We start from the raw sequence: 26,846 nt of genomic DNA on the forward strand, positions 1-26,846 counted from the left end.
GACGTGCCGCCCATCCCTCTCAAACGGGACATCGTTGCCCGCTCGCAGCCTGTTCGACTCCCGAACGCACCCGCTCCGGGTCCGAAAATCCCAAGAGCACTCCACCCAGAGTTCGCGGCCCGCCTCGGCCTGGACTGCGGCTGGAATAGGCCTCCGCCTTGGAGCGGAGGAGCGAAGCGGAGGAGGGAAGGCCGAGGTTCCGGCTCCATAGACCTACGCCTTGGCCGCGAACCGCCCGGAGCGAAGCGGAGGGCAAATTGTTACAGCCCGAGGTATTCCTTCAGCTCGTACGGCGTCACCTGGGCGCGGTAGCCCGCCCACTCGCGCCGCTTGTTGCGCAGGAAGAAGTCGAAGACGTGCTCGCCCAGCGTCTCGGCGACCAGCTCGGACTTCTCCATGGCCTTGAGCGCCTCGTCCAGCGACGCCGGCAGTTCACGGAAGCCCATGGCGCGACGCTCGGCGCTGGTCAGCGACCACACGTCGTCCTCGGCCTCCGGCGGCAGCGTGTAGCCCTTCTCGATGCCGCGCAGGCCCGCGGCCAGCAGCACCGCGAAGGCCAGGTACGGGTTGCAGGCGCTGTCAGGGCTGCGGATCTCGACCCGGCGCGAGGCCGACTTGTTCGGCGTGTACATCGGAACCCGCACCAGCGCAGAGCGATTCGACCGGCCCCAGGAGGCGGCCGTCGGCGCCTCGCCGCCGTGGATCAGGCGCTTGTAGGAGTTCACCCACTGGTTGGTGACCGCGGAGATCTCGTGCGCGTGCTCGAGAACGCCCGCGATGAAGGCGCGCGCGGTCTCCGACAGGTTGTCCGGGTCGTCCGGGTCGGCGAAGGCGTTCTGCTCACCCTCGAACAGCGACATGTGGGTGTGCATGGCCGAACCGGGGTGGTCGGCGAACGGCTTGGGCATGAAGCTGGCCCGCACGCCCTCGTCGATGGCCACTTCCTTGATCAGGTAGCGGAAGGTCATGACGTTGTCGGCCATGGACAGCGCGTCCGCGTAGCGCAGGTCGATCTCCTGCTGGCCAGGCGCGCCCTCGTGGTGGCTGAATTCCACGGAGATGCCCATGGATTCCAGCGAGTCGATGGCGTGACGGCGGAAGTTCGGGGCCTCGTCGTGCACGGCCTGGTCGAAGAAGCCGCCATTGTCGGCCGGAACCGGCATCGAACCGTCGTGCGGGCCCGGCTTGAGCAGGAAGAATTCGATCTCGGGGTGCACGTAGCAGCTGAAGCCCAGGTCACCGGCCTTGTTCAGCTGGCGGCGCAGCACGTGCCGGGGATCGGCCCAGGACGGCGAACCGTCCGGCATGGCGATATCGCAGAACATGCGCGCCGAGTGCTGGTGCCCCTTCGACGTGGACCACGGCAGCACCTGGAAGGTGGACGGATCCGGCTTGGCCACCATGTCCGCCTCGGAGACCCGGGCAAACCCCTCGATGGCCGAACCGTCGAATCCAATGCCTTCCTCGAAAGCGCCCTCCAGCTCGGCGGGCGCGATCGCGACAGACTTGAGATACCCCAGGACATCGGTGAACCACAGTCGCACGAATCGGATATCCCGTTCTTCGAGCGTCCGGAGCACGAATTCCTTCTGACGGTCCATGACCGCGAGCGTAGGGTCCTGGAGTTAAATCCGTGTTACATGAACGTCAGGACGCGCGGCGAGTCGTGCCCACTCAACACGTGAGGCCCGCCGCGGGCTCTTTCAGATCAACGAGATACGAAATCACCGGGTCGTCGACGCACTGAACTCCGGAGAGCGACACGGTGTGTCGGGTGCCCTTGTAGGTGATCAGCGACGCGCCGAGCTGCTGCGCCAGATCGACGCCGGCCTGGTACGGGGTGGCCGGGTCCTCGGTCGTGGAGATCACCACGGTCTTCGGCAGTCCCTGGATCGAAAGCTTGTGGGGCGCGCTCGTATTCGGGACGGGCCAGATGGCGCACAGTTCCAGCGGCGCGGCATTGCTGCCGTGACCGTCGTCGAGGAAGGGGGCGACGCGTCGGTAGTCGGCGTCCTGCTTGGCGGCGACGGATCGGTCGGTAATGGCCGGGTCGTCGACGCAGCGAATGGCATTGAACGCGTCGGAACTGTTGTCATAGGTGCCGTCGTCGTGGCGGCCGTCGTACATGTCGGCGAGGGCGAGCAGCGTGTCACCGCTGCCCTGGGCCAGTTCACGCAGGCCCTTGGTGAGCGCGGGCCACAGGCGGTTGGAGTAGAGAGTCTGCTGCACGCCGGTGATGGCGTCGCCGTAGTGCAGGCCGCGCGGGTCCTCGGTGGGAACCGGCTTGTCCCACAGCGGATCCACCAGCGCGCGGAACTTCTTGGTGGCCTGGCCCGGGTCATCGCCGAGCGGGCAGTTGGTCTTCTCCTTGGCCGCGCAGTCCGCGGCGTAGGCGTCGAAGGCCTTCTGGAAGCTGGCGGCCTGCGCCACCGATTCCTTGACCGGATCCTGCTCGGGATCCAGCGCGCCGTCGAGCACCAGCGCACGCACGTGGTCGGGGAACTTCTCGGCGTAGGCATAACCGAGGCGGGTGCCGTAGGAGTAGCCCAGGTAGGTCAGCTTCTGATCGCCGAGCGCCGCGCGGATCACGTCCATGTCCTGCACGACTTCCCGGGTGCCGACATGGGCCAGGAAGTCCTTGCCGGTGCGCTCGGCGCACTTGTTGGCGAAGTCCTTGTTCTCGGCCTCCGCGGCCGCGATACCCGCGGGCGAGTTGTCCTTGTTGGGCTCGGCGCGCTGGGCGTCGTCCTCGGCCGCGGTCATGCATTTGATGGCGGGCTGCGACGCGCCGATGCCACGCGGATCGAAGCCGATCCGGTCGAACCGTTCGGCCAGCTGTGTGCTGTCACCGAGGGTGACCATGTTCAATCCGGTCACGCCGGGACCGCCGGGGTTGAGCAGCAGCGAGCCGATCTTGTTGCCGGTGGCCCGGACTCGCGAGATCGCGATCTTGGCGCTCGCCCCATTGGGATTCGCGTAGTCGACCGGCACCGTCACCCGCGTGCACTCGGCGTTCTTGGGCATCTCGTCTTCGCTGTAATCGGCACAGCTGCCCCAGGTCAGAGTCTGGTTGTAGAAGGAATCCATCCCCACCGGTGTGCCCGAGGTGGGCTTGCCGTCCACCACGCTTGTGCACGCAGCCGCGGTCATCGCCAACGCCGTCACCAGGAGCACGACCCGGCCGGTTCGCATCAACGCCATCCCACGATCGTGCCATCCCGCCGAAATCACCCTCGCACCCCTCGTCCGGTCCATATATCTCTCCGTTTACATTGCGGCCGCCACCGCTGTGTACATCGCGCCCGCCACCGCTGTGCGAAACGTCACGCATGGCACGGATTCGGCAACGGTAGAGGTTCGGAGCCGAGACCACCGAGTACGTGGACGTTCACACGGCAAGTCCCCAGCCCGCTCTCAGAAACGGCATGCTTAATGGGAAGTGACCTGGGGGCTCTACCTATGAGGGATGTCATGACCGTGCAACCACATTCGCCGAATCGGTCCGCCGCGGCCGGTTCCGGTTCATCGCGTTCACGCACCATCCGCGCCGCGGCCGCAGCGGCAGTTGCACTGGCCGCCACTCTGGGCCTGGCGGCCTGTGGGCCGTCTACGCTACCGGGAAATCCGATCGCGCAGTCGCCGGGCGGCGTCACCCGGAGCCAGCCGATCGACTTCACCACGCCCCCGGCCGATCTCGACTCCGCCGTGCAGGGCGTGGTGCCGGGCATCGTGGACGTGAACACCGAGCTCGGGCTGCAGAACGGTGAGGGCGCGGGCACCGGCATCGTGCTCAGTTCGGACGGCTACGTGCTCACCAACAACCATGTGGTCGAGGGCGCGACCAAGATCTCGGTCACCGATCTGGGCAATGACCAGACCTACGGCGCCACCGTGGTCGGCTTCGACCGCAGTGAGGACATGGCGGTCATCAAACTGACCGGTGCGTCCGGTCTGCAGACCGCGCCGCTCGGCGATTCGGACAAGGTGGCGGTCGGCGACGCGGTGGCCGGGGTCGGCAATGCGGGTGGACGCGGCACGCCCACCGCGGCCGCGGGCAAGGTGACCTCCCTCAACCGGGCCATCACCGCCAGCGACGACTCCACCGGCAGCTCGGAGCAGCTGACCGGGCTCATCCAGGTCGCCGCCAATATCGAACCCGGGGATTCGGGCGGGCCGCTGGTCGACGCGGCCGGACAGGTCATCGGCATGGACACCGCCGCCTCCAAGGGCTTCCGCTTCAGCATCGGCGGCGGTGAGGGCTTCGCCATCCCGATCAACAAGGCGCTGTCGGTGGCCAAGCAGATCCAGGCCGGCCAGGCCTCGGATCGCGTGCACATCGGCGACACCGCGTTCATCGGCGTCTCGGTCAGCTCGGTCACCGGCGGCGCGGAGATCCGGGGCGTGGTCCAGGGCGGCCCGGCGGACCAGCTCGGTCTCGAGGCCCGCGACATCATCACCGGCGTCGACGACCACGCGGTCACCTCGGCCAGCGACCTCACCTCGACCATGGATCAGCACCACCCGGGTGACACCGTCACCCTGAAGTGGACCGACCAGACCGGCCAGTCCCAGTCGGCCCAAGTCCAATTGGGCAAGGGCCCGATCGGCTAGCCAGTAGCGGGGAGAAGAGGCGAGGGTGCACCCCTCGCCTCTTCTCTGCTCGCGGTGTGAGGAATTACATCCCTGGCGGGAGCGGCCGGAATGGCAGACTGACATTCGTCAGAACAACCCGGGGACCCGGTCATGGGCCTCGAGGAACGACGAAAGGGACGATGATGTCCGTATCCGATGCGGAAACCCCTGTGTACGGGTCTGCGGCACCGAAAACTCCCAAGCGCGGGGAGGCGGAGCGCCGGCGGAAGACGCGAGTGCAGCACCTGCAGCAGATGAAGCAGGCCGGTGAGCGCTGGTCCATGCTCACCGCGTACGACTACTCCACCGCCCGGCTCTTCGAAGAGGCCGAGATTCCGGTCCTGTTGGTCGGCGACTCGGCCGCCAATGTGGTGTACGGCTACGACACCACGGTCGCGATCACCGTCGACGAGCTCATCCCGCTGGTGCGCGGCGTGGTGCGCGGTGCGCCGCACGCGCTGGTGGTGGCGGATCTGCCCTTCGGCAGCTACGAGTCCTCCCCCGAGCAGGCCCTCGCCACGGCCGTCCGCTTCATGAAGGAGGGCGGCGCGCACGCGGTGAAGCTGGAGGGCGGCGAGCGGGTGGCCGACACCATCCACAAGCTGACCGCCGCCGGCATTCCGGTGATGGCGCACATCGGGTTCACCCCGCAGAGCGTCAACACCCTGGGCGGGTTCCGGGTACAGGGTCGCGGCGACGGGGCCGAGCAGCTCATCGCCGACGCCATTGCCGTGCAGGAGGCCGGGGCCTTCTCGGTGGTCATGGAGATGGTGCCCGCCGAGCTGGCCGGGCAGGTCACCCGCAAGCTGACCATTCCGACCGTCGGCATCGGCGCCGGCGCGGAATGCGATGCGCAGGTGCTGGTATGGCAGGACATGGTCGGCTACACCGGCGGCAAGACCGCCAAGTTCGTCAAGCAGTTCGCGGATGTGGGCGGTCAATTGCGCACTGCCGCAGCCACTTACGCCGATGAGGTGCGGCGCGGCGTGTTCCCGGGTCCGGAGCACAGCTACTGAGCCACCCGGCCGTGCGGTGATCGAGGACGCCCCCGCGAGGATCGCGGGGGCGTTTCATTTATAGCAGTCGGCTATCGACACCTATTCGCCGCCGATCATCTCGGTCCTCTGCGAACTTTTGGTGGCAGACTCGGAAGCCAACGAGCTGGATCGACCAAAGGGAAGTTCATGGATCGTGGAACGAGTCGCTGGATTCGGCGGGCGCCACTACTGGTCGCGGCGGTGGCCGCCGTCGCATTGACCGCCGCCTGCGGGGGTAACTCCTCGACGGGATCGACGCAGCCGCAGGGCTCCTCCTCACCGCTCTCCTCGACGCCGGGCAAGCCGACCACCACGGGCGGACCGACCACGTCGGCGGGCAGCGGCTCGGGGCTGACCGTGTCCGATGCCGCGGCCAAGCAGCTGTGCGACCTGATTCGGCCGCAGCTGTCGGACTGGCGGGTGCAGACGCCGACCATGGACAAGATCTCGCTGAACGCGACCGTGATCCAGTGGGCGACCCAGAACGGCTTCCTGCTGCAGTTGCCGAGCAATCGGGGCCTGGTCGACCAGGTCACCGCCAAGGCCTGTCCGGATGTGCGCGATCAGGCCCTCTCCGCGATCGAGATCCCGGACCTGGCCTCGGGCCTGGCGGCCGGCTGATGCACACCCTGTACCCGCCGATCGAGCCCTACGAGCAGGGCATGCTGGACGTCGGCGACGGTCAGCGGCTCTACTACGAGGTCAGCGGGAATCCGGACGGCAAGCCGGCGGTCTTCCTGCACGGCGGCCCCGGCGGCGGCACGTCGCCGTATCACCGGCAGTTCTTCGACCCCGAGGCGTACCGCATCGTCCTCGTCGATCAGCGGGGTTGCGGTCGGTCCACGCCGCACATCGCGGACGGGGCGAGCCTCGAGCACAACACCACCTGGCATCTGGTCGCCGATATCGAAAGGCTGCGAACGCATCTCGGCGGCGAGCAGTGGCTGGTGTTCGGCGGATCCTGGGGTTCGACGCTGGCGCTGAGTTACGCCCAGGCCCATCCGGACCGGGTCACCGAACTGGTGCTGCGCGGGATATTCCTGTTGCGGCGCAAGGAAATCGATTGGTACTACAATGGCTCCGCGGGGTACGTGTACCCCGATGAGTGGGAGAAGTTCCTGGCGCCGGTGCCGGAAGCCGAACGCGGGCAGGATCTGATCGAGGTCTACCACCGCCTGCTGCACTCCCCCGATGCCGCCCTTGCCACCGACGCGGCCGTCGCGTGGTCCACCTGGGAGGGTGCCACGAGTTCCCTGCTGCCCCAACCGGATCGGGTCGCCGAAACCGCCGATCCGCGCTTCGCGCTGGCCTTCGCGCGCATCGAGAACCACTATTTCGTCAATCACGGCTTCCTCGACGAAGGGCAACTGCTGCGCGACATCGGGCGCATCGCCCACATTCCCGGCGTCATCGTGCAGGGCCGCCACGACGTGGTGTGCCCGGCCATCAGCGCCTGGGATCTCCACCGGGCCTGGCCCGGTTCGGAATTACACCTGGTGCCCGACGCCGGCCACGCCGCATTGGAACCCGGCATCACTCACCACCTGGTGGAAGCCACGGACAAGTACAGGACGTAGATGAGTGCCACAGCCGGTCCCGCCTTGGTCGACGCAGTAGCCGCCGATGTGGACCGGCTGTGCACTTCCGAACCTGATGTGCGCCGAGACCTTCCGGACTCGGTGCACAAGATGCGGGTGGCCACCCGGCGACTGCGCAGCGTGCTCAAGTCCTATCGCCGGGTGTTGCGGCGCAAGCGGGTCGGCGAGATCACCGACGAATTACGCTGGCTGGCAGGAATGCTCGGGGTGGCACGTGATGCCGAGGTGCGGGCCGAGCGGTTCGCATCGCTACTCGGCGACACCGGAGCGCTGTTCGACGAGAAGACCGTGCCACCGGGCGCGAAGTACACTCCCCGAAAGGATTTCGGCTCGCAACTGGTCGCCGACGAGCGGCGGATCTACACCGGTGCGCACCGGATCGTGGTCGATGCCTTCGACGGCCGCCGCTATCGCGCGCTGGTCGATCGGCTCCACGGTCTGATCGCCGATCCCCCGCTCCGCGCCGGGCACGCCGACGAGCCCGCCAAGCACGTTTTCACCGCCGTCCTGCGCCACGACTTCCGGGACCTGCGCCGTCTGGTGCGCACGGAACCGGGGCTGTCCGGGGATGAACGCGTCGAACATCTGCACAACATTCGCAAAGCCGCCAAGCGGCTGCGCTATTCGGCCGAGGCCGCGACCGCGGTGCTGGGCGAACCGGCCGACGAGCTCGGCAGGAAGGCCAAGCGCTTGCAGACGGTGCTCGGCGATCACCGGGACGCGGTGGAGGCCCTGCAAACGTTGCGCACGTACGCCGCTGACGCCGGCGAGTCCGACTATCAGCGGCTCTGCGACGCCGAGGAAGCGGCGGCGGCCAAGGCGCTCGAGGAGTACCCCGACGCCGCCGAATTCCTGCGTTACCACCCGCTCGGCTGAGCGCTGCCGCCCGGACGGATCCCGGTCGCGCGCAGGCGGAATGACCGGCCGTGTCGTCCGCGCCCAGTTGCTGTGGAAGGCTGCGTGATCCTGGGGCGCCCACCCGCCGGAAGGCGCGCCCTGGGCCGCAGCGGCCGGATCATCGTGGACGTGTTCCTTGTGCGCGGCGTGCGGCATGATGCGGTCGATCCAGGCCAGCAGTACTGACCGATCGATTCCGAATTCTCGCCCGCAGCGGTGATTCACCATTCGGCGAGCGAACCGTCCCTGCGGTGCCAGATCGGATTGCGCCAGCGGTGGCCGGTTTCGGCGGCGCGGGCGACGGCGCGGTCGTCGATGCGGATGCCGAGGCCGGGTTCGCGCAACAGGCCGACATGGCCGTCGCGGTAGTCGAAAACCGTTGGGTCGATCAGATAGTCGAGCAGATCGGAGCCCGTGTTGTAGTGGATACCCAGACTCTGCTCCTGGATGAGCAGATTCGGGGTGGCGAAGCCGACCTGCAGGCAGGCGGCGAGGGCGATCGGACCGAGCGGGCAGTGCGGGGCCAGGGCCACATCGCGGGCCTCCGCCAGTGCGGCGATGCGCCGGACCTCGGAGATGCCGCCCGCGTGGGACAGGTCCGGCTGCACCACGGCCACACCGCGATCCAGCACCGGGAGGAAGTCCCACCGCGAATACAGCCGCTCGCCGGTCGCGATGGGAATGCTTGTGCCGCTCGTGATCTCGCAGAGGCGGTCACCGGCCTCCGGCACCAGCGGTTCCTCGACGAAGAACGGCAGGTACGGCTCGAGCAGGGGCAACACGCGCCGTGCCATGGCGACGGACAGGCGGCCATGGAAGTCGACGGCGATATCGAAGTCGTCGCCGGTCGCCTCCCGCACGGCGGCCACCCGGTCGACGATGTCGAGGGTCGCGCGGGGCGTGTCGATCGGCTCCAGTTCGGCCGAGGCGTTCATCTTGATCGCGGTGAAGCCCTGGGCCTTTCGCTCCAGCGCGGTGGCCGCGACATCGTCGGGGCGGTCGCCGCCGATCCAGCTGTAGACGCGGATCCGGTCGCGCACCGCACCGCCGAGCAACTGCCACACCGGTACGCCGAGCGCCTTGCCGGTGATGTCCCACAGGGCCTGGTCGATGCCCGCGACCGCGCTCGACAGGATGGGTCCGCCGCGGTAGAAGCCACCCTTGGTGAGCGTCTGCCAATGTGCCTCGATGCTCATCGGGTCCTTGCCGACGAGGTAGTCGGACAGTTCTTCGACGGCGGCGGCCACGGTGTGCGCGCGGCCCTCGATCACGGGCTCGCCCCAGCCTGTGATGCCTTCGTCGGTGTCGATGCGCAGGAAGCACCAGCGCGGCGCGACCAGGTAGGTGGTGAGTGCGGTGATCTTCACCGGGATTCCTTTCGCACGCTCCAGCCACCGTCGACGACCAGGTTCGCGCCGGTGATGAAGGAGGCGTCGTCGGAGGCGAGGAAGGCGACCGCGGCCGCCACCTCCTCCGGCGCGCCCAGCCGGTCCAGAACCGTTGCCCGAGCGGATAATTCGCGCCCCTCCGCATCCACGTCGTCCCACACGGGCGTCAGGATGGGCCCGGGCAGCACGGCGTTCACCCGCACCCGGGCCTGCCCGTACTCGACCGCCAGCTGCCGCACCAGGGCGGTCAGCCCGCCTTTGGCCGCGGCATAGACCGGATATCCCGGCAGCCCGAACTGGGCATGCACGCTGGACACCGCGACCACATTGCCGCGCCGGGCACGCAGATCATCGATGAACGCCCGCACGCCCAGGAACAGCGGCGTCAGATTGACCGCGAGCCCGTCATCCCACTGCCGCCTGCTCAACTCGTGCGCAGGAACGATCGCCTGCCGAGAAGCATTGCTGCACAGGAAATCCAAGGGCCCGAACCGATCGTTCACCCGCGCCCGCAGCGCGTCCCACGACTCCTCGAGCGTCACATCGCACCACTGGAATTCGGCCTGCGCCCCCATCGCCCGAATCTTCTCCGCCACCTCACGCCCACCGACCTGATCGATATCCGCGACGACCACCGCCGCCCCTTCGGCGGCCAGCCGCCGCGCCGTGGCCGCCCCGATCCCGGAGGCCGCCCCGGTGACGACCGCGACCCGGTCCGCCAGACGACACATGTTCTTCCCCTTCGTCCTCATCGCTGAACATCGGCTCCATCGAGCAGCCCGAGCTCGTCCCTATAGGGCAGCCCGGCCCAATCCCCCGGTACCGAGACCGCGAACGCACCGCAGAGGGACGCCAATCGCAAACGCTCCGAGACGGATCCGCCGTCCAGCAGCCCGGCGAGGTATCCGGCGGCGAACGCGTCCCCGGCGCCGACGGGATCGACCACGGTCACCGGCACCGCCTCCTCCCGCAGCAGGACCCCGTCGGCCCAGGCCACCGCGCCTTCGGCACCGAGTTTGAGCACCACCTCCGAAGGACCCAGGGCTGCAAGCGATTCGGCCACCGACACCAGGGTTTCCGAGCCCCCGGTCCGCAGGAGCATGGCCGCCTCGTCCGCGCCTGCGAAGAGGATGTCGGCGCGCGAGGTCAGCTTGGTGAGTTCGGCGGCGGCCCGGCCGGGCGACCACAGTGCGCGGCGATAGTTGACGTCCAGGGATATCGGGACACCCGCGGCGGCCGCGATGTCCACCGCCAGATCCACTGCGGCACGGGCCGAATCACTGAGTGCGGGAGTGATGCCCGTGATGTGCAGGACACCCGCGGCGGCGATCTGGGCGGTGTCGATCTCGTTCACCGACAGGCGGGAACCCGCCAGGCCGCGCCGGTAGTAGGTGACCCGGGTCCGGTCGGCGGTGCGGCGCTCGCGCAGCATCAGCCCGCTGGACAGCTCCGGATCGATGCGGCAGCGCGAGACATCCACCCGTTCGGCCCGCAACCGTTCCAGGATCATGCGCCCCACGGCGTCCGCGCCCAGACTGCCGGTCCACGCGCTCTCGTGCCCCAGCCGTCGCACACCGACCGCGACGGTGGCCTCCGCCCCGGCGAAATCCATTCGCATGGCCGCGCCGGGGGCCAGCGGACCGGGGTCGGTCGCCGCCACCACGCCGAGCGCCTCCCCGAGCGTTACCAGTCCGCCCCTCATGACAGCTGGTCCCGAACGACGAGCGCGCGCTCGCGCAGCGCGTCGAGATCGCCACCGGCACAAGCGTCCCCGATGAGCGGCGATCCGATCCCCAGTGCCGCGGCCCCCGCATCCAGATACGCGCGGGCCTCGCCGAGCCCTATCCCACCGGTGGGCACCAGCGGAATATCGGGCAGCGGCGCACGAACAGCCTTGATGTACCCCGGCCCACCCACCGCGGCCGGAAAAACCTTGACCATGCTGCTCCCCGCGGTCCACGCCCGATGAATCTCGGTGGGCGTGAACGCACCCGAGACCACCGGCACACCGAGCCGGCGGCCCTCCACGATCACCTCGTCGATCACCGCCGGGGTGATCAGGTACGCGGCACCCGCCTCGACCGCGAGCGCCGCATCCTTCGCGGTGAGCACGGTGCCCACTCCGATCGGATGCGCGAACCCCGCGCATTCACCGACAGCCTCCAACGCCCCGGCGGATGTCAGCGTGAATTCCACTGCGGTGATACCGGATTCGTGCAGCACCGCGGTCACCTCAGCGAAGCTGTCGGCGGTCGGTGCACGCAGAATCGCGATGACCGGAATCTCCGGCCGCAGCGGGTCGGCGGATGTCGGATCCGCCCCTGCGCCGGCGGGCTTCCAATGCGCACGCGGTGTCTTATCGGCCATCGACGGAAACCAGCCTCTCGTCTGCGAACGGCGTCGACGGCAGGCCGATTGCTCCGGGGACGCAGGCAAACAGCCGGCCCGCGTGGGGTTCTCGTGCGGCTCGGTCCTCGGCCGCGGTGGTTATCACCAGAACATCCAGGTCGGGTCCGGCGAAGGCGCAGCTCGAGACCTGGGAGGGGCCGACTTCGACCGTGGTGTGGAGGTTGCCGGAGGGGTCGAAGGCGCGGACCTGGCCCGCACCCCAGACGGCGATCCAGACATTGCCGTCGGCGTCCACGGTCAGCCCGTCAGGTTCACCGTCCGGAAAACGCGCGAATGGCCTTCCCTCGCCGAGAGTTCCGGTGTCGAGGTCGTAGTCGAAGACGTCAACGCGATGGGTGGGGCTGTCCGCGTAGTAGAGGGTGCGGCCGTCGGGGCTCCAGCCGAGGCCGTTGGAGATGGTCACGCCGGTGCGGAGAGTGGTCAGCGTGCCGTCGGGGTCGAGGCGGTAGAGCTCGGCGCTGCCGATCCCGTCGCCGTATTCGGCCATGGTGCCCGCGAGCAGCCGGCCGCGCGGGTCGACCTTCGCGTCGTTCAGGCGGCGGCGTACCCCGTCGTCCGGCAGTGGCACGGTGACGACCGGGCGCTCGGCGGCACCGGCGCCGTCGATGCGGAAGATGGTGTCTCCCATCGTCGCCAGCAGCCCTCCGGAGGTGCACGGCAGCACCGCGCTGACCGGCGGGTCGAGGCTGATCGGCGCGCGGACAACGAGATCGGGGGTGTCGCCGGTGAGGGTGGCGCGGTGGATGCGGCCGCCGCGGATATCCACCCACAGCAGTTCCTCGGTGCGCGGGTCCCAGACGGGTCCTTCGCACAGTCGGCCGGGCGGAGGTGCGCAGACGTGTGCTCCGAGAGTTCTCATGGTGAGCTCCGGCCCGCTATGTCGGCAGTCCGACGGCGCGTTCGCCGCTGCGGCGCTGTTGGATCACCACGGCTGCGACCAGCAGTGCGCCCTGGGCGACGTTCTGCCAGAACGTATTGACGCCCACCACGTTCAGGCCGTTGTCGAGCGCACCGAGCAGGATGACCGCGAGCAGCGTGCCGCCGACCGTGCCCTTGCCGCCCTTGAGTGCGCAGCCGCCCAGCGCCGCCGCCGTGATCGCCTTGAGTTCGAGGCCCTCGCTACCGGAGACCGGCTGGCCGGATCCGGTGCGAGCGGTCAGGATGATGCCTGCGATGGCCGCGACCACGCCGGCCAGCATGTACACCGCGATCAGGTACTTGTTGATGTTGATGCCGGAAAGTCGTGCGGCCGTGTCATTTCCGCCGATGGCGTAGATATTGCGTCCGATGTCGGTGTACTTCAGCAGCACGTGCACGCCCAGCGCGACCAGACCGAGGACGATCACCGGCACCGGCAGCCCGAGGATCTTGCCGCGCGCCAGGAAGATGAACACATCGTTGTCGAGGACGAAGCCCTGCGCCTTGCCGCCCGAAATCAGCTGGGCCAGACCCTTGTACGCGGCCAGCGTGGCCAGGGTCGCGATGACGGGATTGACCCGGCCGTAGACGATGATGATGCCGTTCGCCAGACCCAGCACCAGTCCGACACCGATCGCGGCCAGGATCCCGGCGAAGGCATTGCTCCCTGCCGAGGTGAAGGCCATGGCGCTGATGACCGAGGCGACACCCGCCTGCGAGCCGACCGAGATGTCCAGGGCGCCGCAGATGATCACCACGGTCTGCACGACGGCGAGCAGACCGAAAACCGTGACCGCGTCACCGATTCCGGCGATATTGCGCGGATCCAGGTAGCCGTCGTTGAGCCAGGCGAAGATCGCCACGACCACGACCAGCGCGCCGATCAGGCTGAGATTGCCGGTGCCGATGAACCGGATCAACCGGCGCGGTGCGAGTGCGGTCAAACCGCCGAGGTAGCGGGCGAACGGCGGCGGTGGGGCGGAAACCGCGGCCTCCGTGTCCATGTCGATTCGTTGGTCGGTCATGATTTCCTAAGATCGCTGCGCGGTCAGGTCGTCGGCCATGGCCAGGGCGAGGATGGCCTCCTCGCTGGCGTCGGCGCGGTCCAGTTCGCCGGTGACGCGGCCCTGCTGCATGACCACGATGCGGTCGGCGAGGCCGAGGACTTCGGGAAGTTCCGAGGAGATCACCAGCACCGCCACCCCGGACTCGGCCAATTCCTCGATGACGTGGTAGATCTCGATCTTCGCGCCGACGTCGACGCCGCGCGTGGGTTCGTCCAGGATGAGCACGCTGGGTTTACGAGCCAGCCAGCGCGCCAGCACCACCTTCTGCTGATTGCCGCCGGAGAGTTTGCGCACCTCCTGCTCGATCGAGGGCGTCCGCACCCGCAGCGACTCGACGTATTGGAGGGCCAGTCTGCGTTCCGCGCCGCGGCGCACGAAGCGCCACCGCCGCAGGCGATCCAGCACGGCGAGCGAAATATTGTCGCGCACACCGCGATGCAGCAGCAGTGCCTGCGCCTTGCGTTCCTCGGGCGCGTAACCCATGCCGGCCCTGACCGCGTCGCGCGGCTGGCGCAGGCGCACCCGGGTGCCATCGATCCTCACCTCCCCGGACCGGATCGGCAGGTCCCCGGCCAGCGCGCCCGCCAGCTCGGAGCGACCCGCGCCGACCAGCCCGGCCAGCGCCACCACCTCACCCGCGCGCACCCGCAGGCTCACGTCACGCACATCGTCGGTGGTCACGTGGTCCACCTCGAGCAGCACCCGCCCGAGTTCGGAATGCTTGCGCGCGAACACCGTCGACAGATCGCGGCCGACCATCATCCGCACGATCTCCTGATCGTCGGTGTCGGCGGTGTCGCGCACGCCGACCAGCGCGCCGTCCCGCAGCACGGCGACCCGGTCGGCCAGCTGGAAGATCTCCCGCATCCGGTGCGAAACGTAGATCACCGCGAGGCCGCGGTCGCGCAGGCGGCCGATCAACGCGAACAGCGATTCGGTCTCGTGATCCGACAGCGAGGACGTCGGTTCATCGAAGGCGATGACCTTGGCGTCGGTGGTCAACGCCCGCATGATCTCCACCAACTGCCGCTGTGCCGCAGTCAGTTTCGAGCCGACGGTGTCCGGATCCAGGTCCCGGTCGAAGCCGAGGCGGGCGAGATCGGCGCGCATGCGGGCGCGCAGTGCGCCGCGATCCAGCAGCCGGCCCGCGCGGCGCGGCAGCGCGCCGAGATAGACGTTCTCGGCGACCGAGACGTGCGGCACGATCTCCGGTTCCTGGCCGATCACCCGGATGCCCACCGCGCGCGCCGCCGCAGGACTCGCCAATTCCAGTGGCACACCGTCGAGTTCGATGGTGCCGCTGTCGGGACGATGGTCACCGCCGAGGATCTTGATGAGCGTGGATTTCCCCGCGCCGTTCTCCCCCATCAACGCGGTCACCATTCCGGCGGGGAAGTCCAGGCTCACCTCGCGCAGCGCGGGCACGCCCGCGAAGCCTTTGGTGAGCCCGGAGACCCGCAGTCCCGTCAGCTGCACGTGACCCCCGCCTGCTGCCAGTTGGTGGCGTCCACCATCTGTGTCGGGGCGAATGCCTCGGCGGGCATGGCCTTTCCGTTCTTCAGGTAGTCGTACATGGTCTGCACGGCCAGCGCGCCGACGTCCTTGCCGTTGATGAACAGAGCCGCCTTGAAACCGGTGGGCTTGCCGCCGCGCCATTCCTTGCAGGCCAGATACGCGCCGAGGCCGACGCCGAGCACATTGTCGGCGGAGTAGCCCGCGTTCTGGATGGCCGCGACACCGCCGCTGACGTTCTCGTCATTGCAGCCCATGACGATCCAGTTCTTGACCGAACGGTTGCCCGCGACGGTGGCGGAGATCTTGTTCTGGGCGTCCGACGGGGTGTTGTCGGTGCCGACCTCGATCACCTTGACGTCCGCGCCCGAAGCGTCCTTGAAGGCCTTCTGATTCGCCTTCACCCGATCGGTACAGACCGTCACGTCCTGCTTCCAGGCGTCGACGATGGCGGTGTCCTCCGCCTTCCAGCCCGCCTTCTTGAAGTCCTCGCCCGCGCGGGTGCCGACCTCGGTTCCCATTTGCGTGCCACTGAATCCCACGCGCGGCACCAGATTGTCCTTGTTGCAGGAGGCCGGATCCGGGCCATTGGTGCAGACCTGGTCGTCGGAGGTGAGCAGGGCGACCCCGCCCGCCTTGGCCAGCTGGGCGACCTGCGGGCCGACCGAGGGATCCGGGACGACCACGATGACGCCATTGGCCTTCTGGTTCACCGCGTTCTGCACCTCGGTGACCGCCTTGTTGGCGTCATTGCCGAGGTTCACCACCTTCAGGTCGACGCCGAGTTCCTTGGCCTTGGCCTTCGCGCCGTCGGCCTCACCGATGAAGTACTCCTGGTCGCCTTGCTTCTGGGCGTAGACGAGGTTGATCGTGCCCGAAGTGTGCTGCGGGCCTGCGTCGTTCGAGCCGGAATCCTTGCCCGACGAGCAGGCGGTCGCGGCCATGGCCAGAGCGGCTCCGCAGACCAGCGCGCTGGTCCATCGGCGTCGGTGGGTCCAGGACATGAGCACTCCTAGGTGATCTGCCACACAGTAGGCATCGGTAGTGATGCCGGTTACAGTATGACTTCGGATAACTGTTGTAAATACTGTTGGCAGAAGTAGTCTCGGGAAGAGCCCGGGTATCTTCGCGGGCAGCAGCGAAAGGAGCGGGCGAGGCCGTGTACCAGTTGACCGCGCGGGATATCAGGCGCCGCAACAGGTTCTGCGTACTGCAGGCGGTGTACGCCGCAGCGGGGCACACCAGCCGGCAGGAGATCGCTCGCGCGACCGGGCTGTCGTTCGCGACGATCGGCAATATGATCGCCGAACTGCTCGAGGTGGGGGTGCTCGCCGAACTCGGCTACGAGGCGGCAGGAATCGGAAGGCCGCGCGCCCAGCTCGCCATCAATCCCGACCGTGGCAGGCTGATCGGCGTCGATATCGCCGAAACCAGCATCCACGTCGACGTTTTCGACCTCGCGATGTCGGTGCTGCGGTCGAGCGAGATCCCCGTCGATTCCGCCGCGACCACGCCGGACGACATCGTCGAGCTCATCGTGCGGGGCATCGACGAGGTCATCGCCGGCGATGCCGACAAGGTGCTCGGCATCGGCCTGAGCGTGCCCGGCCTGGTCGAGCCCGAGACCGGGAAGTCGGTGTTCTCACCGTACTGGCACTGGCACGACGTCCCGCTCAAAACCCTGCTCGAGCAGCGGCTACCGTATCCCCTGTACCTGGACAACCCGCTGAAAGCCAGTACCGCAGCGCAACTCTGGTTCGGCGCCGGCCGCGATGTCGACGACCTCATCGTCGTCACCCTCCGCGCGGGCGTCGGCATCGGCGTCGTCATCGACGGCATGCTCTACCGCGGCGTCACCAACAGCGCCGGCGAATGGGGCCACACCAACCTGGTCCTCGACGGCCGGTCCTGCACCTGCGGCCGCAACGGCTGCGTCGAAGCCTATGTGAGCGCCCCCGGAATCGCCGCGACCCTGCGCGAAATCGATTCCGCGAGTGACCTTCTCGCCGTCGACGACGCCACCACCGTCGCGGCCGTGGCCACAGCCGCCGTCCGCGGCGACGAAACCGCCCACGCCGTAATCGAAAAGACCGGCCACTACCTGGGCGTAGCCATAGCCAACCTGGTCAACCTCTTCAACCCCCGCCGCATGGTCTTCGGCGACCTGGTCGCCCGCCAGCTCGGCACCCCACTGCTGGAAGCAACCCGCCGCGCCGCCGCCCACCACGCCATGTCCGACCCCTTCGCCGCCGTCACCCTCGAACTCGACACCCTCCCCCACAACCCCTCCAGCCTCGGCGCAGCGACCTTCGCCCTGGAGGGATTCCTGGCCGACAGAGAAACCTTCACCTCCATAGCCACCCGCCGGGCCCGACGAACCGACACCCCGCCCCTGACCCCGGCCTGACCGCGGCCGCACCCCGCCGTTGGTCCCGGCCTCATGCCTCGGGTCGAGGCGCGGTCAGAGAAGGTCTATCTCGGTGAGATCGATATCCATCTCGAACGGCACGGTCAGCTGAAGCCGATCGTGATGAATTCCGGTGAGCGCGTACGTACTGGTGGCCGGATCGAGCTCATAGACGTACACCACCGGACGCCCGTCGACATTTTCGACGCGCCAGAAATGCGATATCCCCGCTCTGGCATACAGCTGAGGTTTGCGGTCTCGATCTCGTGTTCGCGATTCCGGCGAGACGATTTCGACGACCAGCACCACATCGTCGGCCTGGTATCCGGTGAGGCCGTGATCGCCGTCGCGATCCGCGCGTACGACGATCACGTCCGGCTCAGGGCGTTGGTCTCGATCCAGGGTCACGGTCATCTCACCTCGGACCCGCATATCAGCTGGGACGTTCCGGCGCAGCCCTGCGTCGAGAAGGATGCTCGCCAAGCGGTGGAACTTCGCCTGCGGGCTCACGAAGACAAGGCTCCCGTCGATCAGCTCGGTGTGCGGCGGCAGGTCGGGCAAGCGGTCCAGATCCTCAGCGACGAATCCGCCCGGCGGCGGGCGCAACCACTGCGGAAACGGTTCGACGGTCATGTGTTCGAGTATGGCATCGAAGGCGCTGGTCCGGCGGGGTAGCCGAACACGACCGTGCGGGTCGTGGGGTCGGCCTCGGCGAGGCGCACTCGCACCGTCCCACCCTCCGGGGGTGCGCCCGTGCACTTTGCGAGGACGGGTGGGTCGGCGATGAAGATCTCGGCAGGGCGGGTGCCGTTGGCTTCACGTAGCACCACGGCGTCGAAGTCGGCTCCGACGCGGGAGGACAGGACGGTGGCCTCGGTGAGGTCCACGCAGGCGCGTTCGACCTTGCCGGCCATGGCGTCGGTGCGGCGCATGGTGTCGGCGACGGCGGCGAGATCGTCGCGAACCCAGTGCGGGACTTCGGTTTTCGCGCAGTGGGCCAGGCAGATCTCGGTGGCGTAGCGGTCGGCCAGGCGGCGCAGGGGGGCGGTCACGTGGGCGTAGGGTGCGCCGATCGCACTGTGCCGCAGGGTTTCCGGGGCCTGGCCGTTCAGGACGGTGTAGGACGCGCCGCGCAGCAGGCCGGTGGCCTCGGACATGAGCACCAGGCCGGCGGGCGTATTGCAGTCCAGCGTGGCCAGCATGCGGCCCGCGGACTCGTTCCGCGGCCAGGCCACCCCGACCGCGGCGGCGGTGTGGCGCATCGACTCGATGGCGGCCGGGGCGGGCGGTGGCATGGTGCGCAGCAAACCCACGTGATCAGGGTTGCCGGACCCGTTCGATTTATAGCCATCGAGCATGATTCGGGCCGCGCACATGCCGGCCAGCAGGGAGACCTGTTCGTTCCAATCGTCGGCGGCGGTGCGCGGTTCGACGGCCAGCCGCCAGTGGTCGATTCCGGTTTGCTCGCCGTCGCGCACCACGATCTGCGAGGGCAGCCGCAGCGTGATCGCGCCGCGCTCGATTCCGGCGTCGATGCGCAGCCGGCCGAACTCGGGCAGCGCCGCGATCGACGGGTGCAGTCGGCCGGCGTCGGCGTCGGCCTGCACACCGTGATAGTCGAGGCGGGCGCGCGAGTGCACCAGGGCGCGCGTCACGGTGTAGCGCACGGGCTCGGCGTGCACGTCGCATTCGATGGTCCAGAGCGCGACCGGGCGGTCCACATCGGGCAGCAGGCTGGCGCGGTCCTCGGACAGCACCGTCGGGTGCAGCGGGACGGTGCCGTCGGGAAAGTAGAAGGTCTGGCCGCGGGCCAGGGATTCGCGGGCCAGCTGCCCGCCGGGAACGACCATCGCGGCCACATCGGCGATGGCGTAGTAGAGCAGGAATCCGCCGGCCGGGGTGCGCTCCAGATACAGCGCCTGATCCAGATCCATGGCGCCCGGGGGATCAATGGTGACCAGCGGAATGTCCCGCCGATCGGCCCGGGCGCCCGCGAACGCGTCCACCGCGTCGCGGGCCTCCGAAAGGGCCCCGGACGGATAGTCCGAGGCCAATCCGAATTCGGTTCGAATGACGCCGAAGTCCACCGGCGCCGACACGATCCGCTGATGCAGTTCCACTGCGGAGACTGTCCCTACTGCAGGGCCAGCATGGTGCCGTTCAGCTCGTTGAACGGACCGTACACGGTGAACACCACGCGACCATCCGGGTACTGGGACGACATCGCGGCCGCCGAGTCCAGAGCCTCCCCGAAGGACGCGGCCGAGGGATGCGGCAGGCCCGCGATCGCCTGCCCGATGTGGGTCTGCGCCACCCACTGCGTGTCCGCCGGGGTGAGGTCGACCTGCACCCCACCCGGCAGCGGGGTCACGGTGGCCGCCGAGGCGGAACCGGCACCCAGCACAGCGGTAGCGGCGGCAGCGAGAAGCGCACCGACTGCCAGTTTGCGAGCAATTCGCATTGAGACGAGACCTGCTTTCCGACGTTTGTTGAGCCCTTCGCCCCGTTGCGGACCGCAACGGAACTTTCCAACGCGCAACACTTTATGACGTCGATCACGTTCGGTGCCAGTTCGGAGCGGATAACCCGCCCGACACGCCGAGCCGCGCCGCTACACGCCGTGTGGCGCGCCGCCATTCTCATCCACCCCGTCGGTCCGCGCACGCGAACGGGAGAGCGGCGTCGCTCACGCCGCTCTCCCGCCGGCCATTTCTCCGCCCGTGGTCGCGGGGTCTACCTACCGCGCAGCCCGTCCGGGAACTTGGCGCTGAAGAACTTGAATCCGTAAGCGATACCGAACAGCACCACGATGGCCGCCGGCTGAATCAGACCCGACATGATTGTTTCCTCACCTCTTGCCGCCGGACGCGCTCGGACCCGGTGCCCGCGCTACGCCGACTCCTCACCGCGGCCGGAGTCCCCGGCCGCGTTCGTCTTCGCCGGCGCACCGGGCTGTTCCAGCGTCGCCAGGGCCTCCCGGATGCCGGGCTGGGCGAGCGCCGCCATCAGCTCGCCGAGGGCGGCGGGCTCCAGGTCCGACTGCTCGGCGACCAGCTGCTCGGGCGCTGCTTCCGGCACGGCCGCCGGGGCGGGTGTGTGCCCGCTGCGTTCCAGGAAGCGCAGCAGTTCCACCGGAAACGGCAGCACCAGGGTCGAATTCTTTTCCGCCGCAACCTGAACCACGGTCTCGAGGAAGCGCAATTGCAGCGCGGCCGGGGCGTGGGCCATATTGGCCGCGGCCGCCGCCAGCTTCTCCGACGCCTGCAACTCGCCCTGGGCGGAGATGATGCGGGCGCGGCGTTCGCGTTCGGCCTCGGCCTGGCGAGACATGGAGCGCTTCAAGGCATCCGGCAGCGCGACGTCCTTGATCTCGACACGATCGATATGCACGCCCCAGTTGATGGCCGGACTGTCGATCATGAGCTCCAGGCCCTTGTTGAGCTGCTCACGATTGGACAGCAGATCATCCAGTTCGCTCTTGCCGATGATGGAGCGCAGCGACGTCTGCGCCACCTGCGCGACCGCGAACAGATAATCCTGAACCTCGATCAGCGCACGCATGGGATCGATGACCCGGAAGTAGACGACCGCATCCACCCGGACGGTCACATTGTCACGCGTGATCCCCTCCTGCGCGGGTACCGGCATGGTGATCACCTGCATGGAGACCTTCTGCATCTTGTCCACGCCCGGAATCAGCAGCCGCATTCCCGGCTCCCGCACCGCTCGCACCCGCCCCAGCCGGAATACCACCCCTTTTTCGTACTGCGTGACCACTCGAACCCCGGCCGCGAGCCCGATACCGGCAATCACCGCAAAGGCGGCGAGCCACCCCATCAACAGATAAAGAACATCCATTGTTCGCTCCGCGAAACTATTTCCGCTCCACCGGAAATCCGATGGCATGCCTCCATCATGGCACCCGAAGATCGACCCTGCGAAGCAATACCTCGCCAGACGAGCCACCCGGTGTTCGCGGCCCGGCTCGATTCTGGACTGACGGAGCGGGGGAGCGAAGCGGAGGAGCGGAGGAGGGAAGAATCGAGCTCGCAGGGCCGCGAACCCGCCGGAGCGGAGCGCAGGCCAAAAATAGAGGCGGACGAGTCGGTCTGTAAGCCGGATCCTGTCCCCGGTGGTTACCCACCGGGTGGCGACCATCCATCTGGACACACCGTTGCCGGGTGCCTCGAGCGGTCCACCCGCAGGCTCGGGCGAGCAGCCCTCGAACACCTGCGCAGCCGCACTCTCGCGAGTGCGGCCTTCGACCTTGCTCCGGGCGGGGTTTACCTAGCCGCGCCGGTCACCCGGCACGCTGGTGCGCTCTTACCGCACCGTTTCACCCTTACCGGCGGTGCACTTCTCGCGAAGCGCGGCCCACCGGCGGTCTCTTTTCTGTGGCACTGTCCCGCGGGTTGCCCCGGGTTGCCGTTAGCAACCGCCCTGCTCTCCGGAGTCCGGACTTTCCTCGGCGAGGGGCGGCGGCACATGCGTGCCCGTTCCCTTCGCCGCGGCCGCCCGACCGACTCGTCCGCGGCCACCAGGGTACGGTAAGGCCCCATGGAGCGTGTGGAGGTGGGGTTCCCTTCGGGTGGCGAGCAGTGCGCCGCATGGCTGTATCTCCCGGATGGACCGCCCAAGCCGCGCCCGCTGGTGGTCATGGGTCACGGGCTGGGGGCGGACCGGGAAATGGGATTGGACCGGTATGCGCGGCGGTTCGCGTCGGCGGGAATCGCGGCCCTGGCCTTCGACTATCGGCATTTCGGGGCCAGCGGCGGTAAGCCACGGCAGGTGATCAATATCGCCCGGCAGCGCGAGGACTGGCATGCGGCCATCGCCTTCGCGCGCACCGTCCGGGGGATCGACGCCACGCGAATCGCGCTGTGGGGCAGTTCATTCGGCGGCGGACACGTGCTGGCGGTCGCACCCGACGATCACTACATCGCGGCCGTGGTGGCGCAGTGTCCGTTCACCAGCGGCTGGTCCTCGGCGATGGCGAAGGGGCCGATCAGTCTGATCAAGACCGGCACGCTGGCGTTCACGGATCAGGTTGTGGGACCGATCATCCGGCGCCCCATCAATGCCCGGCTGGCCGGCAAGAAGCACTCCGCGGCGCTGATGAGCGCCGCCGACGTGCCCGCCGGTTTCGGTCGCCTGGCCGAGGAGAGCGGGCAGTACCGGCCGAAGGTGGCGGCCCGCGTCGGCCTGTCGACGCTGTTCGACAATCCCACCCGGCACGTCAAGGACATCAAAGCTCCGGTGCTGTACGCGATCTGCGACAACGACTCGGTGGCCCCGGCCGGCCCGACGCTCAAGGCCGCGGAGCGGACCAAACACGCCACCGTGAAGCGTTACCCCATCGGGCATTTCGAGATCTACTTCGACGACTGGTTCGAGAAGGCCGTCTACGACCAGACCGAATTCCTGATGGCCACGCTGCGTCCCTGAGCGCCGAAGCGGGCGGTGCCCCTGAACCCGAATCCGGTGGGGCGCAGGGGTTCAGAGGTACGAGGTGTCGTTGACCAGGCGCACCGTGGACCCGCCGTCCGGATAGAACTCGGCGATGGACAGCGCCGCCAGATCCAGATGCAGCCGGTACAGCAGCGAGGGGCCCACCCCGAGCGCCAGCTGCAGCAGCGTCTTGATCGGCGTGACATGGCTGACCACAAGCACATTCGCGCCCGGATACAACGCCACCAGATCCCGCCGCACCGCCTCGACCCGCTCCCGCACCTGGTCGAAGCTCTCGCCGCCGGGCGCCGGAATCGACGGATCCCCCAGCCAGCGGCCGTGCAGCTCCGGATCCCGCTCGCGGGCCTCCTGGAAGGTCATCCCTTCCCACGCACCGAAATCCGTCTCGGTCAACCCGTCCAGCACCCGCACCGGCAGTCCGAGCGCCCGGCCCGCCGCCTCGGCGGTCTCCTTGGCCCGCCCCAGCGGGGAGCACGCGATCGCCTCGATCCCGCCCTTGCGCGCCAGCATGGCCGCCGCGTTGGCCGCCTGCTCCCGCCCGAGCTCGGTCAGCGGCGGATTTCCCCGCCCCGAATACCGCCGTTGCACAGAGAGTTCCGTCTGCCCGTGCCGTAGCAGCAACAGCCGCGTCGGCCGTCCCACGGCGCCGGTCCATCCCGGCGAGGCGCCGGCGCTCCCCGCCGCAGACCCACCGGCTTCCGGCACTTCGACGACGCCGCCTGTGACCGCTGCGGCGATTTCCCCTACCGCCGAACCACTTTCGACCGCAGCGGCACCGGCGGCCCGGTCATTCGCCAGCGCGGTGCGGACTTCGGCGACCGTATCGGCGTCGTCCATGGCCTCATTGGCCAGGCGGTCGGCGTGCGAGTTCTCCTTGCGCGGAATCCAGGTGAAGCTCACCCGGTCGAACCCGGCGACCAGCCGCCGCGCTCGATCGGCGAGCGGAATCATGGCCTCGTGCTTGACCTTCCACCGCCCGGACATCTGCTCCACGACCAGCTTGGAGTCCATGCGCACCGAAACCTCACGCGCACCGAGTTCCGCCGCGGCTTCCAAACCCGCTATCAGCCCGCGATATTCGGCGACATTGTTGGTGGTGACCCCGAGGAACTCCTTGCGCTCGGCCAGCACCCGCACCCGCTCGGCATCCCACACCACCGCGCCGTAGCCGGCTGGTCCCGGGTTGCCGCGCGACCCGCCGTCGGCCTCGACGATCACCGTGTCCACCAACGTTGTTCACCTTCCGTGCCGGTCTGAAACTCCGCGTCGGACCGCTCTTCGGCTCGCTGCGTCGGACAGCGAGCCGTATTACCGTGTGCCGCGGGCGCGTGGATGCCGCGCGCCGGCCTGCGCGTGGCCGACGAATCAGAGGCCGGACTGCTTGGTGCGCACCAGGATCGCGCCGCATTCGGGGCAGCGGACCACCACGTCGGGGGCGGCCTGGGAGATGCGGGAGATCTCGCCGCGGTCGAGTTCGATGCGGCAGGCGCCACAGCGGCGGGCCTGCAGCAGGGCGGCGCCGACGCCGTAGGTGGTGCGCTGCTTGTCGTAGGCGGTGAGCAGCTCGGCGGGGAAGGAGCTGGTGAGGGCGGCGCGGTCGGAATCGCAGCGCTGCTGGGCGACATCCAGGTCGGCGACCGTCTCGTCGCGGCGGCGCTCGGCATCGACCAGTTCGGCCTCTGCCTGGTCCAGGTTGGCGCCGGCGTGGTCGTGGTCGGCGGCGGCGGCCTCGCGGCGCTCCATCACCTCGATGAGGTCGTCCTCGAGGACCTTGCGGCGGCGTTCCAGGCTGCCCAGTTCGTGCTGCAGTTCGGAGAGCTGCTTGGCCCCGACCGAACCGGCGTTGAGCATGCCGCGGTCGCGGTCCTCGCGCTTGCGGACGGCCTCGATCTCGCCCTCCAGCTTGCGGATGTCGCGATCCAGGTCGTCGATGAGGATCTCGACCTTCACCGCCGCGTCCTTGCGGGTGGTGCGCTCACCTTCCAGCCGCGCCACCTCCTGCTGCTCGGGCAGCACCTTGCGGCGATGCTCGATCCGTGTCAGCTCGGCATCGACAGCGGCGAGGTCGAGCAGCTTGGCCTGGATCGATGGTTCGACATTCAACGCGAAGGTCTCCTGGACGCTATGGACGAGTAAGACTCCCACCGTACCGTGTCCAATTTGCCCTACGCTTCGCTCCGGGCCGGTTCGCGGCCGAGGCGCGGGTCTGTGGAGCCCGAAGTCTCGATTCTTCCCTCCTCCGAGGCGCGGGTCCATGGAGCCGTTCGTTCCCCCGCTCCAAGGCGGAGGTCTATCACGCCGCGGTCCAGAACCGAGCGCTCCGCCTCCCCGCGCTTGGCCGCGAACCCGAAAGTGCCTGATCAGCAGCCGGCTGCGCCGAGGGTCCACGGGTCGGTGCGCAGCGTCGAGACGCGGGTCCCGAGGCCGGGCAGTGCGGCGCGCACCACACCTTCCGCCTGCGCGCACCAGGGGAACTCGGTGGCCCAGTGGGCGGCGTCGATCAGGGCCGGGCCGCCCGCGCGCAGGTGCTCGTCGGCCGGGTGGTGGCGCAGGTCGGAGGTCACGTAGGCATCGACGCCGAGGCGAGAAACCTTGCCCAGGAACGAATCTCCCGCGCCGCCGCACACGGCGACGGTGCGGATGAGGCGGTCCGGGTCTCCCGCGGCGCGCACACCCCAGGTGGTGGCGGGCAGGCCGGCGCGGACGCGAGCGGTGAACTCGCGCAGGGTTTCCGGGGCGGGCAGCTCGCCGACGCGGCCGATTCCCAGGCCGGAGGGCAGCGCGGCGCGCTCGGTGACGTGGTAGAAGGGTTCCTCGTACGGATGCGCGGCCCGGAGGGCGGCCAGCATGGCGGCGCGACGGGACGGCGGGGCGACCACCTCGAGGCGGTCCTCGGTGACCTCGTGCAGCTCACCGACCGCACCCAGGGCCGGATTCGCGCCGTCGAGGGGCCGGAACTGTCCGGTGCCCGCGACCGTCCAGGCCGCGTCGGAGTAGGTCCCGCTGCTGCCCGCGCCCGCGGCGAACAGGGCGTCGAGCACTTCGTCGCGGTGCGTGACGGGCACCGCCACCATCCATTTGTCCAGGGCGGTCCAGGGTTTCGGATCCAATGGCCCGGTCACGGTCAGCCCGATGGCGTGCGCGAGCGCGTCCGAAACGCCGGGGTCGGCGGAGTCGGCATTGGTGTGGGCGGTGAACAGCGCGCATCCGGAGCGGATGAGCCGGTGCAGCAGCGCGCCTTTCGGTGTACTGGCCGCGACGGTGTCCACCCCGCGCAGCAGCAGCGGATGGTGCACGACCAGCGCCTGCGCACCCCATTCGATCGCCTCGTCCACGACCGCGCCGGTGGCGTCGACCGCGAACAGCACGCGCGACACCGGCTCGTCCGGATCACCGGCCACCAGCCCCACCGAATCCCAGGATTCGGCCAGCCCGGGCGGGTACGCCGCATCCAGCGCCGCCATGAGATCCGCCAGCCGCACCGTTGTCACCACAACCGAACCTCCTGTTCG

Annotated in this window: 25 protein-coding genes and 1 other RNA gene; 8 read left to right on the plus strand and 18 right to left on the minus strand. The window is 68.7% G+C overall.

Translation table 11 applies throughout. From position 1 onward, the window contains the following. Positions 1 to 260: 260 nt before the first annotated feature. Together glnA and ACIRRA_RS12510 are read right to left on the minus strand one after the other, a co-directional pair. Entirely contained in the window at positions 261 to 1,601 is a 1,341-nt protein-coding gene (gene glnA, locus ACIRRA_RS12505) for a type I glutamate--ammonia ligase (protein ID WP_402766683.1), read from the minus strand. 73 nt (positions 1,602 to 1,674) lie between these two features. Continuing rightward, positions 1,675 to 3,201: an alpha/beta hydrolase gene (locus tag ACIRRA_RS12510; protein WP_402766684.1), complete on the minus strand. Its 1,527-nt coding sequence runs from the start codon at positions 3,199 to 3,201 to the stop codon at positions 1,675 to 1,677. Positions 3,202 to 3,471: 270 nt separating this feature from the next. On the opposite strand from ACIRRA_RS12510, the gene ACIRRA_RS12515 reads away from it, so the two are divergent. The 6 genes from ACIRRA_RS12515 (at position 3,472) to ACIRRA_RS12540 (ending at position 8,350) form a co-directional block, all read left to right on the plus strand. Further along, positions 3,472 to 4,611 carry a S1C family serine protease gene (locus ACIRRA_RS12515; protein WP_402766686.1) on the plus strand — a complete coding sequence of 380 codons (1,140 nt, stop codon included), beginning with the start codon at positions 3,472 to 3,474 and terminating at the stop codon, positions 4,609 to 4,611. Between the two features lie 164 nt (positions 4,612 to 4,775). Continuing rightward, positions 4,776 to 5,648 (plus strand): 3-methyl-2-oxobutanoate hydroxymethyltransferase, encoded by an 873-nt coding sequence (gene panB / locus ACIRRA_RS12520; RefSeq protein ID WP_357010590.1) that lies wholly within the window; start codon positions 4,776 to 4,778, stop codon positions 5,646 to 5,648. Positions 5,649 to 5,816: 168 nt separating this feature from the next. Beyond that, on the plus strand, positions 5,817 to 6,290 hold the full coding sequence (locus ACIRRA_RS12525) for a hypothetical protein (RefSeq protein WP_402766688.1): 474 nt from the start codon (positions 5,817 to 5,819) through the stop codon (positions 6,288 to 6,290). Beyond that, positions 6,290 to 7,246 carry a prolyl aminopeptidase gene (gene pip / locus ACIRRA_RS12530; protein WP_402766690.1) on the plus strand — a complete coding sequence of 319 codons (957 nt, stop codon included), beginning with the start codon at positions 6,290 to 6,292 and terminating at the stop codon, positions 7,244 to 7,246. The genes ACIRRA_RS12525 and pip overlap by 1 nt, the downstream gene beginning before the upstream one ends. Beyond that, entirely contained in the window at positions 7,247 to 8,143 is an 897-nt protein-coding gene (locus ACIRRA_RS12535) for a CHAD domain-containing protein (RefSeq protein ID WP_402766692.1), read from the plus strand. An 84-nt stretch (positions 8,144 to 8,227) separates the two neighbouring features. Further along, complete coding sequence (locus tag ACIRRA_RS12540; protein ID WP_402766693.1) at positions 8,228 to 8,350, plus strand: hypothetical protein; 123 nt, start codon at positions 8,228 to 8,230, stop codon at positions 8,348 to 8,350. Positions 8,351 to 8,385: 35 nt separating this feature from the next. Here ACIRRA_RS12540 and dgoD read toward each other — a convergent pair whose 3' ends face one another. Genes dgoD through ACIRRA_RS12580 form a run of 8 tightly spaced genes read right to left on the minus strand, consistent with a single transcriptional unit; the run spans position 8,386 to position 16,462 of the window. After that, entirely contained in the window at positions 8,386 to 9,531 is a 1,146-nt protein-coding gene (gene dgoD / locus ACIRRA_RS12545; RefSeq protein WP_402766695.1) for a galactonate dehydratase, read from the minus strand. Continuing rightward, a complete protein-coding gene (locus ACIRRA_RS12550) occupies positions 9,528 to 10,283 on the minus strand; it encodes an SDR family NAD(P)-dependent oxidoreductase (RefSeq protein ID WP_402766696.1) in 756 nt (251 codons plus the stop codon). The genes dgoD and ACIRRA_RS12550 overlap by 4 nt, the downstream gene beginning before the upstream one ends. A gap of 17 nt (positions 10,284 to 10,300) precedes the next feature. Beyond that, positions 10,301 to 11,254: a sugar kinase gene (locus ACIRRA_RS12555; RefSeq protein ID WP_402766698.1), complete on the minus strand. Its 954-nt coding sequence runs from the start codon at positions 11,252 to 11,254 to the stop codon at positions 10,301 to 10,303. Continuing rightward, on the minus strand, positions 11,251 to 11,919 hold the full coding sequence (locus tag ACIRRA_RS12560; protein ID WP_402766700.1) for a bifunctional 4-hydroxy-2-oxoglutarate aldolase/2-dehydro-3-deoxy-phosphogluconate aldolase: 669 nt from the start codon (positions 11,917 to 11,919) through the stop codon (positions 11,251 to 11,253). The genes ACIRRA_RS12555 and ACIRRA_RS12560 overlap by 4 nt, the downstream gene beginning before the upstream one ends. Then, a complete protein-coding gene (locus tag ACIRRA_RS12565) occupies positions 11,909 to 12,820 on the minus strand; it encodes an SMP-30/gluconolactonase/LRE family protein (RefSeq protein ID WP_402766702.1) in 912 nt (303 codons plus the stop codon). Before ACIRRA_RS12565 ends, ACIRRA_RS12560 begins: the two co-directional genes overlap by 11 nt. A gap of 16 nt (positions 12,821 to 12,836) precedes the next feature. Next, positions 12,837 to 13,904: an ABC transporter permease gene (locus ACIRRA_RS12570; RefSeq protein ID WP_402766703.1), complete on the minus strand. Its 1,068-nt coding sequence runs from the start codon at positions 13,902 to 13,904 to the stop codon at positions 12,837 to 12,839. Positions 13,905 to 13,910: 6 nt separating this feature from the next. Then, positions 13,911 to 15,422 carry a sugar ABC transporter ATP-binding protein gene (locus ACIRRA_RS12575; protein ID WP_402766705.1) on the minus strand — a complete coding sequence of 504 codons (1,512 nt, stop codon included), beginning with the start codon at positions 15,420 to 15,422 and terminating at the stop codon, positions 13,911 to 13,913. After that, positions 15,413 to 16,462 (minus strand): substrate-binding domain-containing protein, encoded by a 1,050-nt coding sequence (locus ACIRRA_RS12580; protein WP_402766707.1) that lies wholly within the window; start codon positions 16,460 to 16,462, stop codon positions 15,413 to 15,415. Before ACIRRA_RS12580 ends, ACIRRA_RS12575 begins: the two co-directional genes overlap by 10 nt. A 155-nt stretch (positions 16,463 to 16,617) precedes the next feature. Here ACIRRA_RS12580 and ACIRRA_RS12585 point away from each other — a divergent pair, with 155 nt between their 5' ends. Beyond that, positions 16,618 to 17,865: an ROK family protein gene (locus tag ACIRRA_RS12585; protein WP_402766709.1), complete on the plus strand. Its 1,248-nt coding sequence runs from the start codon at positions 16,618 to 16,620 to the stop codon at positions 17,863 to 17,865. A gap of 54 nt (positions 17,866 to 17,919) precedes the next feature. Here the strand turns inward: ACIRRA_RS12585 and ACIRRA_RS12590 are convergent, their stop codons facing one another. The 5 genes from ACIRRA_RS12590 to rnpB all read right to left on the minus strand — a co-directional run bounded on the left by ACIRRA_RS12590 (position 17,920) and on the right by rnpB (position 22,392). Next, complete coding sequence (locus tag ACIRRA_RS12590; RefSeq protein ID WP_402766711.1) at positions 17,920 to 18,498, minus strand: Uma2 family endonuclease; 579 nt, start codon at positions 18,496 to 18,498, stop codon at positions 17,920 to 17,922. Further along, positions 18,495 to 19,985 carry an RNB domain-containing ribonuclease gene (locus ACIRRA_RS12595; RefSeq protein ID WP_402766713.1) on the minus strand — a complete coding sequence of 497 codons (1,491 nt, stop codon included), beginning with the start codon at positions 19,983 to 19,985 and terminating at the stop codon, positions 18,495 to 18,497. The genes ACIRRA_RS12590 and ACIRRA_RS12595 overlap by 4 nt, the downstream gene beginning before the upstream one ends. Positions 19,986 to 19,999: 14 nt before the next feature. Beyond that, positions 20,000 to 20,326, minus strand: a complete 327-nt coding sequence (locus ACIRRA_RS12600; protein ID WP_357011406.1) for a hypothetical protein — start codon at positions 20,324 to 20,326, stop codon at positions 20,000 to 20,002. Between the two features lie 428 nt (positions 20,327 to 20,754). Beyond that, the gene (locus ACIRRA_RS12605; RefSeq protein WP_402766715.1) at positions 20,755 to 21,723 is read right to left on the minus strand and encodes an SPFH domain-containing protein; all 969 of its coding nucleotides are present in this window, start codon (positions 21,721 to 21,723) and stop codon (positions 20,755 to 20,757) included. Positions 21,724 to 21,961: 238 nt separating this feature from the next. Further along, positions 21,962 to 22,392, minus strand: an RNA gene (rnpB, locus tag ACIRRA_RS12610) — RNase P RNA component class A. A 30-nt stretch (positions 22,393 to 22,422) separates the two neighbouring features. Here rnpB and ACIRRA_RS12615 point away from each other — a divergent pair. Continuing rightward, a complete protein-coding gene (locus ACIRRA_RS12615) occupies positions 22,423 to 23,310 on the plus strand; it encodes an alpha/beta hydrolase (RefSeq protein WP_402766717.1) in 888 nt (295 codons plus the stop codon). Between the two features lie 51 nt (positions 23,311 to 23,361). Here ACIRRA_RS12615 and ACIRRA_RS12620 read toward each other — a convergent pair whose 3' ends face one another. From ACIRRA_RS12620 to ACIRRA_RS12630, 3 genes are all read right to left on the minus strand, one after another. Then, positions 23,362 to 24,561 (minus strand): bifunctional RNase H/acid phosphatase, encoded by a 1,200-nt coding sequence (locus tag ACIRRA_RS12620; RefSeq protein WP_402767163.1) that lies wholly within the window; start codon positions 24,559 to 24,561, stop codon positions 23,362 to 23,364. Between the two features lie 138 nt (positions 24,562 to 24,699). After that, the gene (locus ACIRRA_RS12625) at positions 24,700 to 25,437 is read right to left on the minus strand and encodes a zinc ribbon domain-containing protein (protein WP_402766719.1); all 738 of its coding nucleotides are present in this window, start codon (positions 25,435 to 25,437) and stop codon (positions 24,700 to 24,702) included. A 257-nt stretch (positions 25,438 to 25,694) separates the two neighbouring features. After that, a complete protein-coding gene (locus ACIRRA_RS12630; protein WP_402767165.1) occupies positions 25,695 to 26,825 on the minus strand; it encodes a Nif3-like dinuclear metal center hexameric protein in 1,131 nt (376 codons plus the stop codon). Positions 26,826 to 26,846: the final 21 nt, after the last annotated feature.

The organism is Nocardia sp. NPDC101769 (genome assembly GCF_044766925.1).
GTDB lineage: Bacteria > Actinomycetota > Actinomycetes > Mycobacteriales > Mycobacteriaceae > Nocardia.

Bases quoted from the DNA above. Each gene is read 5' to 3' on its own strand.
- ACIRRA_RS12580 (WP_402766707.1), bottom strand. From the start codon at position 16,462: ATGTCCTGGACCCACCGACGCCGATGGACCAGCGCGCTGGTCTGCGGA.
- ACIRRA_RS12510 (WP_402766684.1), bottom strand. From the start codon at position 3,201: ATGGCGTTGATGCGAACCGGCCGGGTCGTGCTCCTGGTGACGGCGTTG.
- ACIRRA_RS12600 (WP_357011406.1), bottom strand. From the start codon at position 20,326: ATGCGAATTGCTCGCAAACTGGCAGTCGGTGCGCTTCTCGCTGCCGCC.
- ACIRRA_RS12550 (WP_402766696.1), bottom strand. From the start codon at position 10,283: ATGTGTCGTCTGGCGGACCGGGTCGCGGTCGTCACCGGGGCGGCCTCC.
- ACIRRA_RS12565 (WP_402766702.1), bottom strand. From the start codon at position 12,820: ATGAGAACTCTCGGAGCACACGTCTGCGCACCTCCGCCCGGCCGACTG.
- ACIRRA_RS12590 (WP_402766711.1), bottom strand. From the start codon at position 18,498: ATGACCGTCGAACCGTTTCCGCAGTGGTTGCGCCCGCCGCCGGGCGGA.
- ACIRRA_RS12605 (WP_402766715.1), bottom strand. From the start codon at position 21,723: ATGGATGTTCTTTATCTGTTGATGGGGTGGCTCGCCGCCTTTGCGGTG.
- ACIRRA_RS12560 (WP_402766700.1), bottom strand. From the start codon at position 11,919: ATGGCCGATAAGACACCGCGTGCGCATTGGAAGCCCGCCGGCGCAGGG.
- pip (WP_402766690.1), top strand. From the start codon at position 6,290: ATGCACACCCTGTACCCGCCGATCGAGCCCTACGAGCAGGGCATGCTG.
- glnA (WP_402766683.1), bottom strand. From the start codon at position 1,601: ATGGACCGTCAGAAGGAATTCGTGCTCCGGACGCTCGAAGAACGGGAT.
- ACIRRA_RS12615 (WP_402766717.1), top strand. From the start codon at position 22,423: ATGGAGCGTGTGGAGGTGGGGTTCCCTTCGGGTGGCGAGCAGTGCGCC.
- ACIRRA_RS12525 (WP_402766688.1), top strand. From the start codon at position 5,817: ATGGATCGTGGAACGAGTCGCTGGATTCGGCGGGCGCCACTACTGGTC.
- panB (WP_357010590.1), top strand. From the start codon at position 4,776: ATGTCCGTATCCGATGCGGAAACCCCTGTGTACGGGTCTGCGGCACCG.
- ACIRRA_RS12535 (WP_402766692.1), top strand. From the start codon at position 7,247: ATGAGTGCCACAGCCGGTCCCGCCTTGGTCGACGCAGTAGCCGCCGAT.
- ACIRRA_RS12570 (WP_402766703.1), bottom strand. From the start codon at position 13,904: ATGACCGACCAACGAATCGACATGGACACGGAGGCCGCGGTTTCCGCC.
- ACIRRA_RS12515 (WP_402766686.1), top strand. From the start codon at position 3,472: ATGACCGTGCAACCACATTCGCCGAATCGGTCCGCCGCGGCCGGTTCC.
- ACIRRA_RS12555 (WP_402766698.1), bottom strand. From the start codon at position 11,254: ATGAGGGGCGGACTGGTAACGCTCGGGGAGGCGCTCGGCGTGGTGGCG.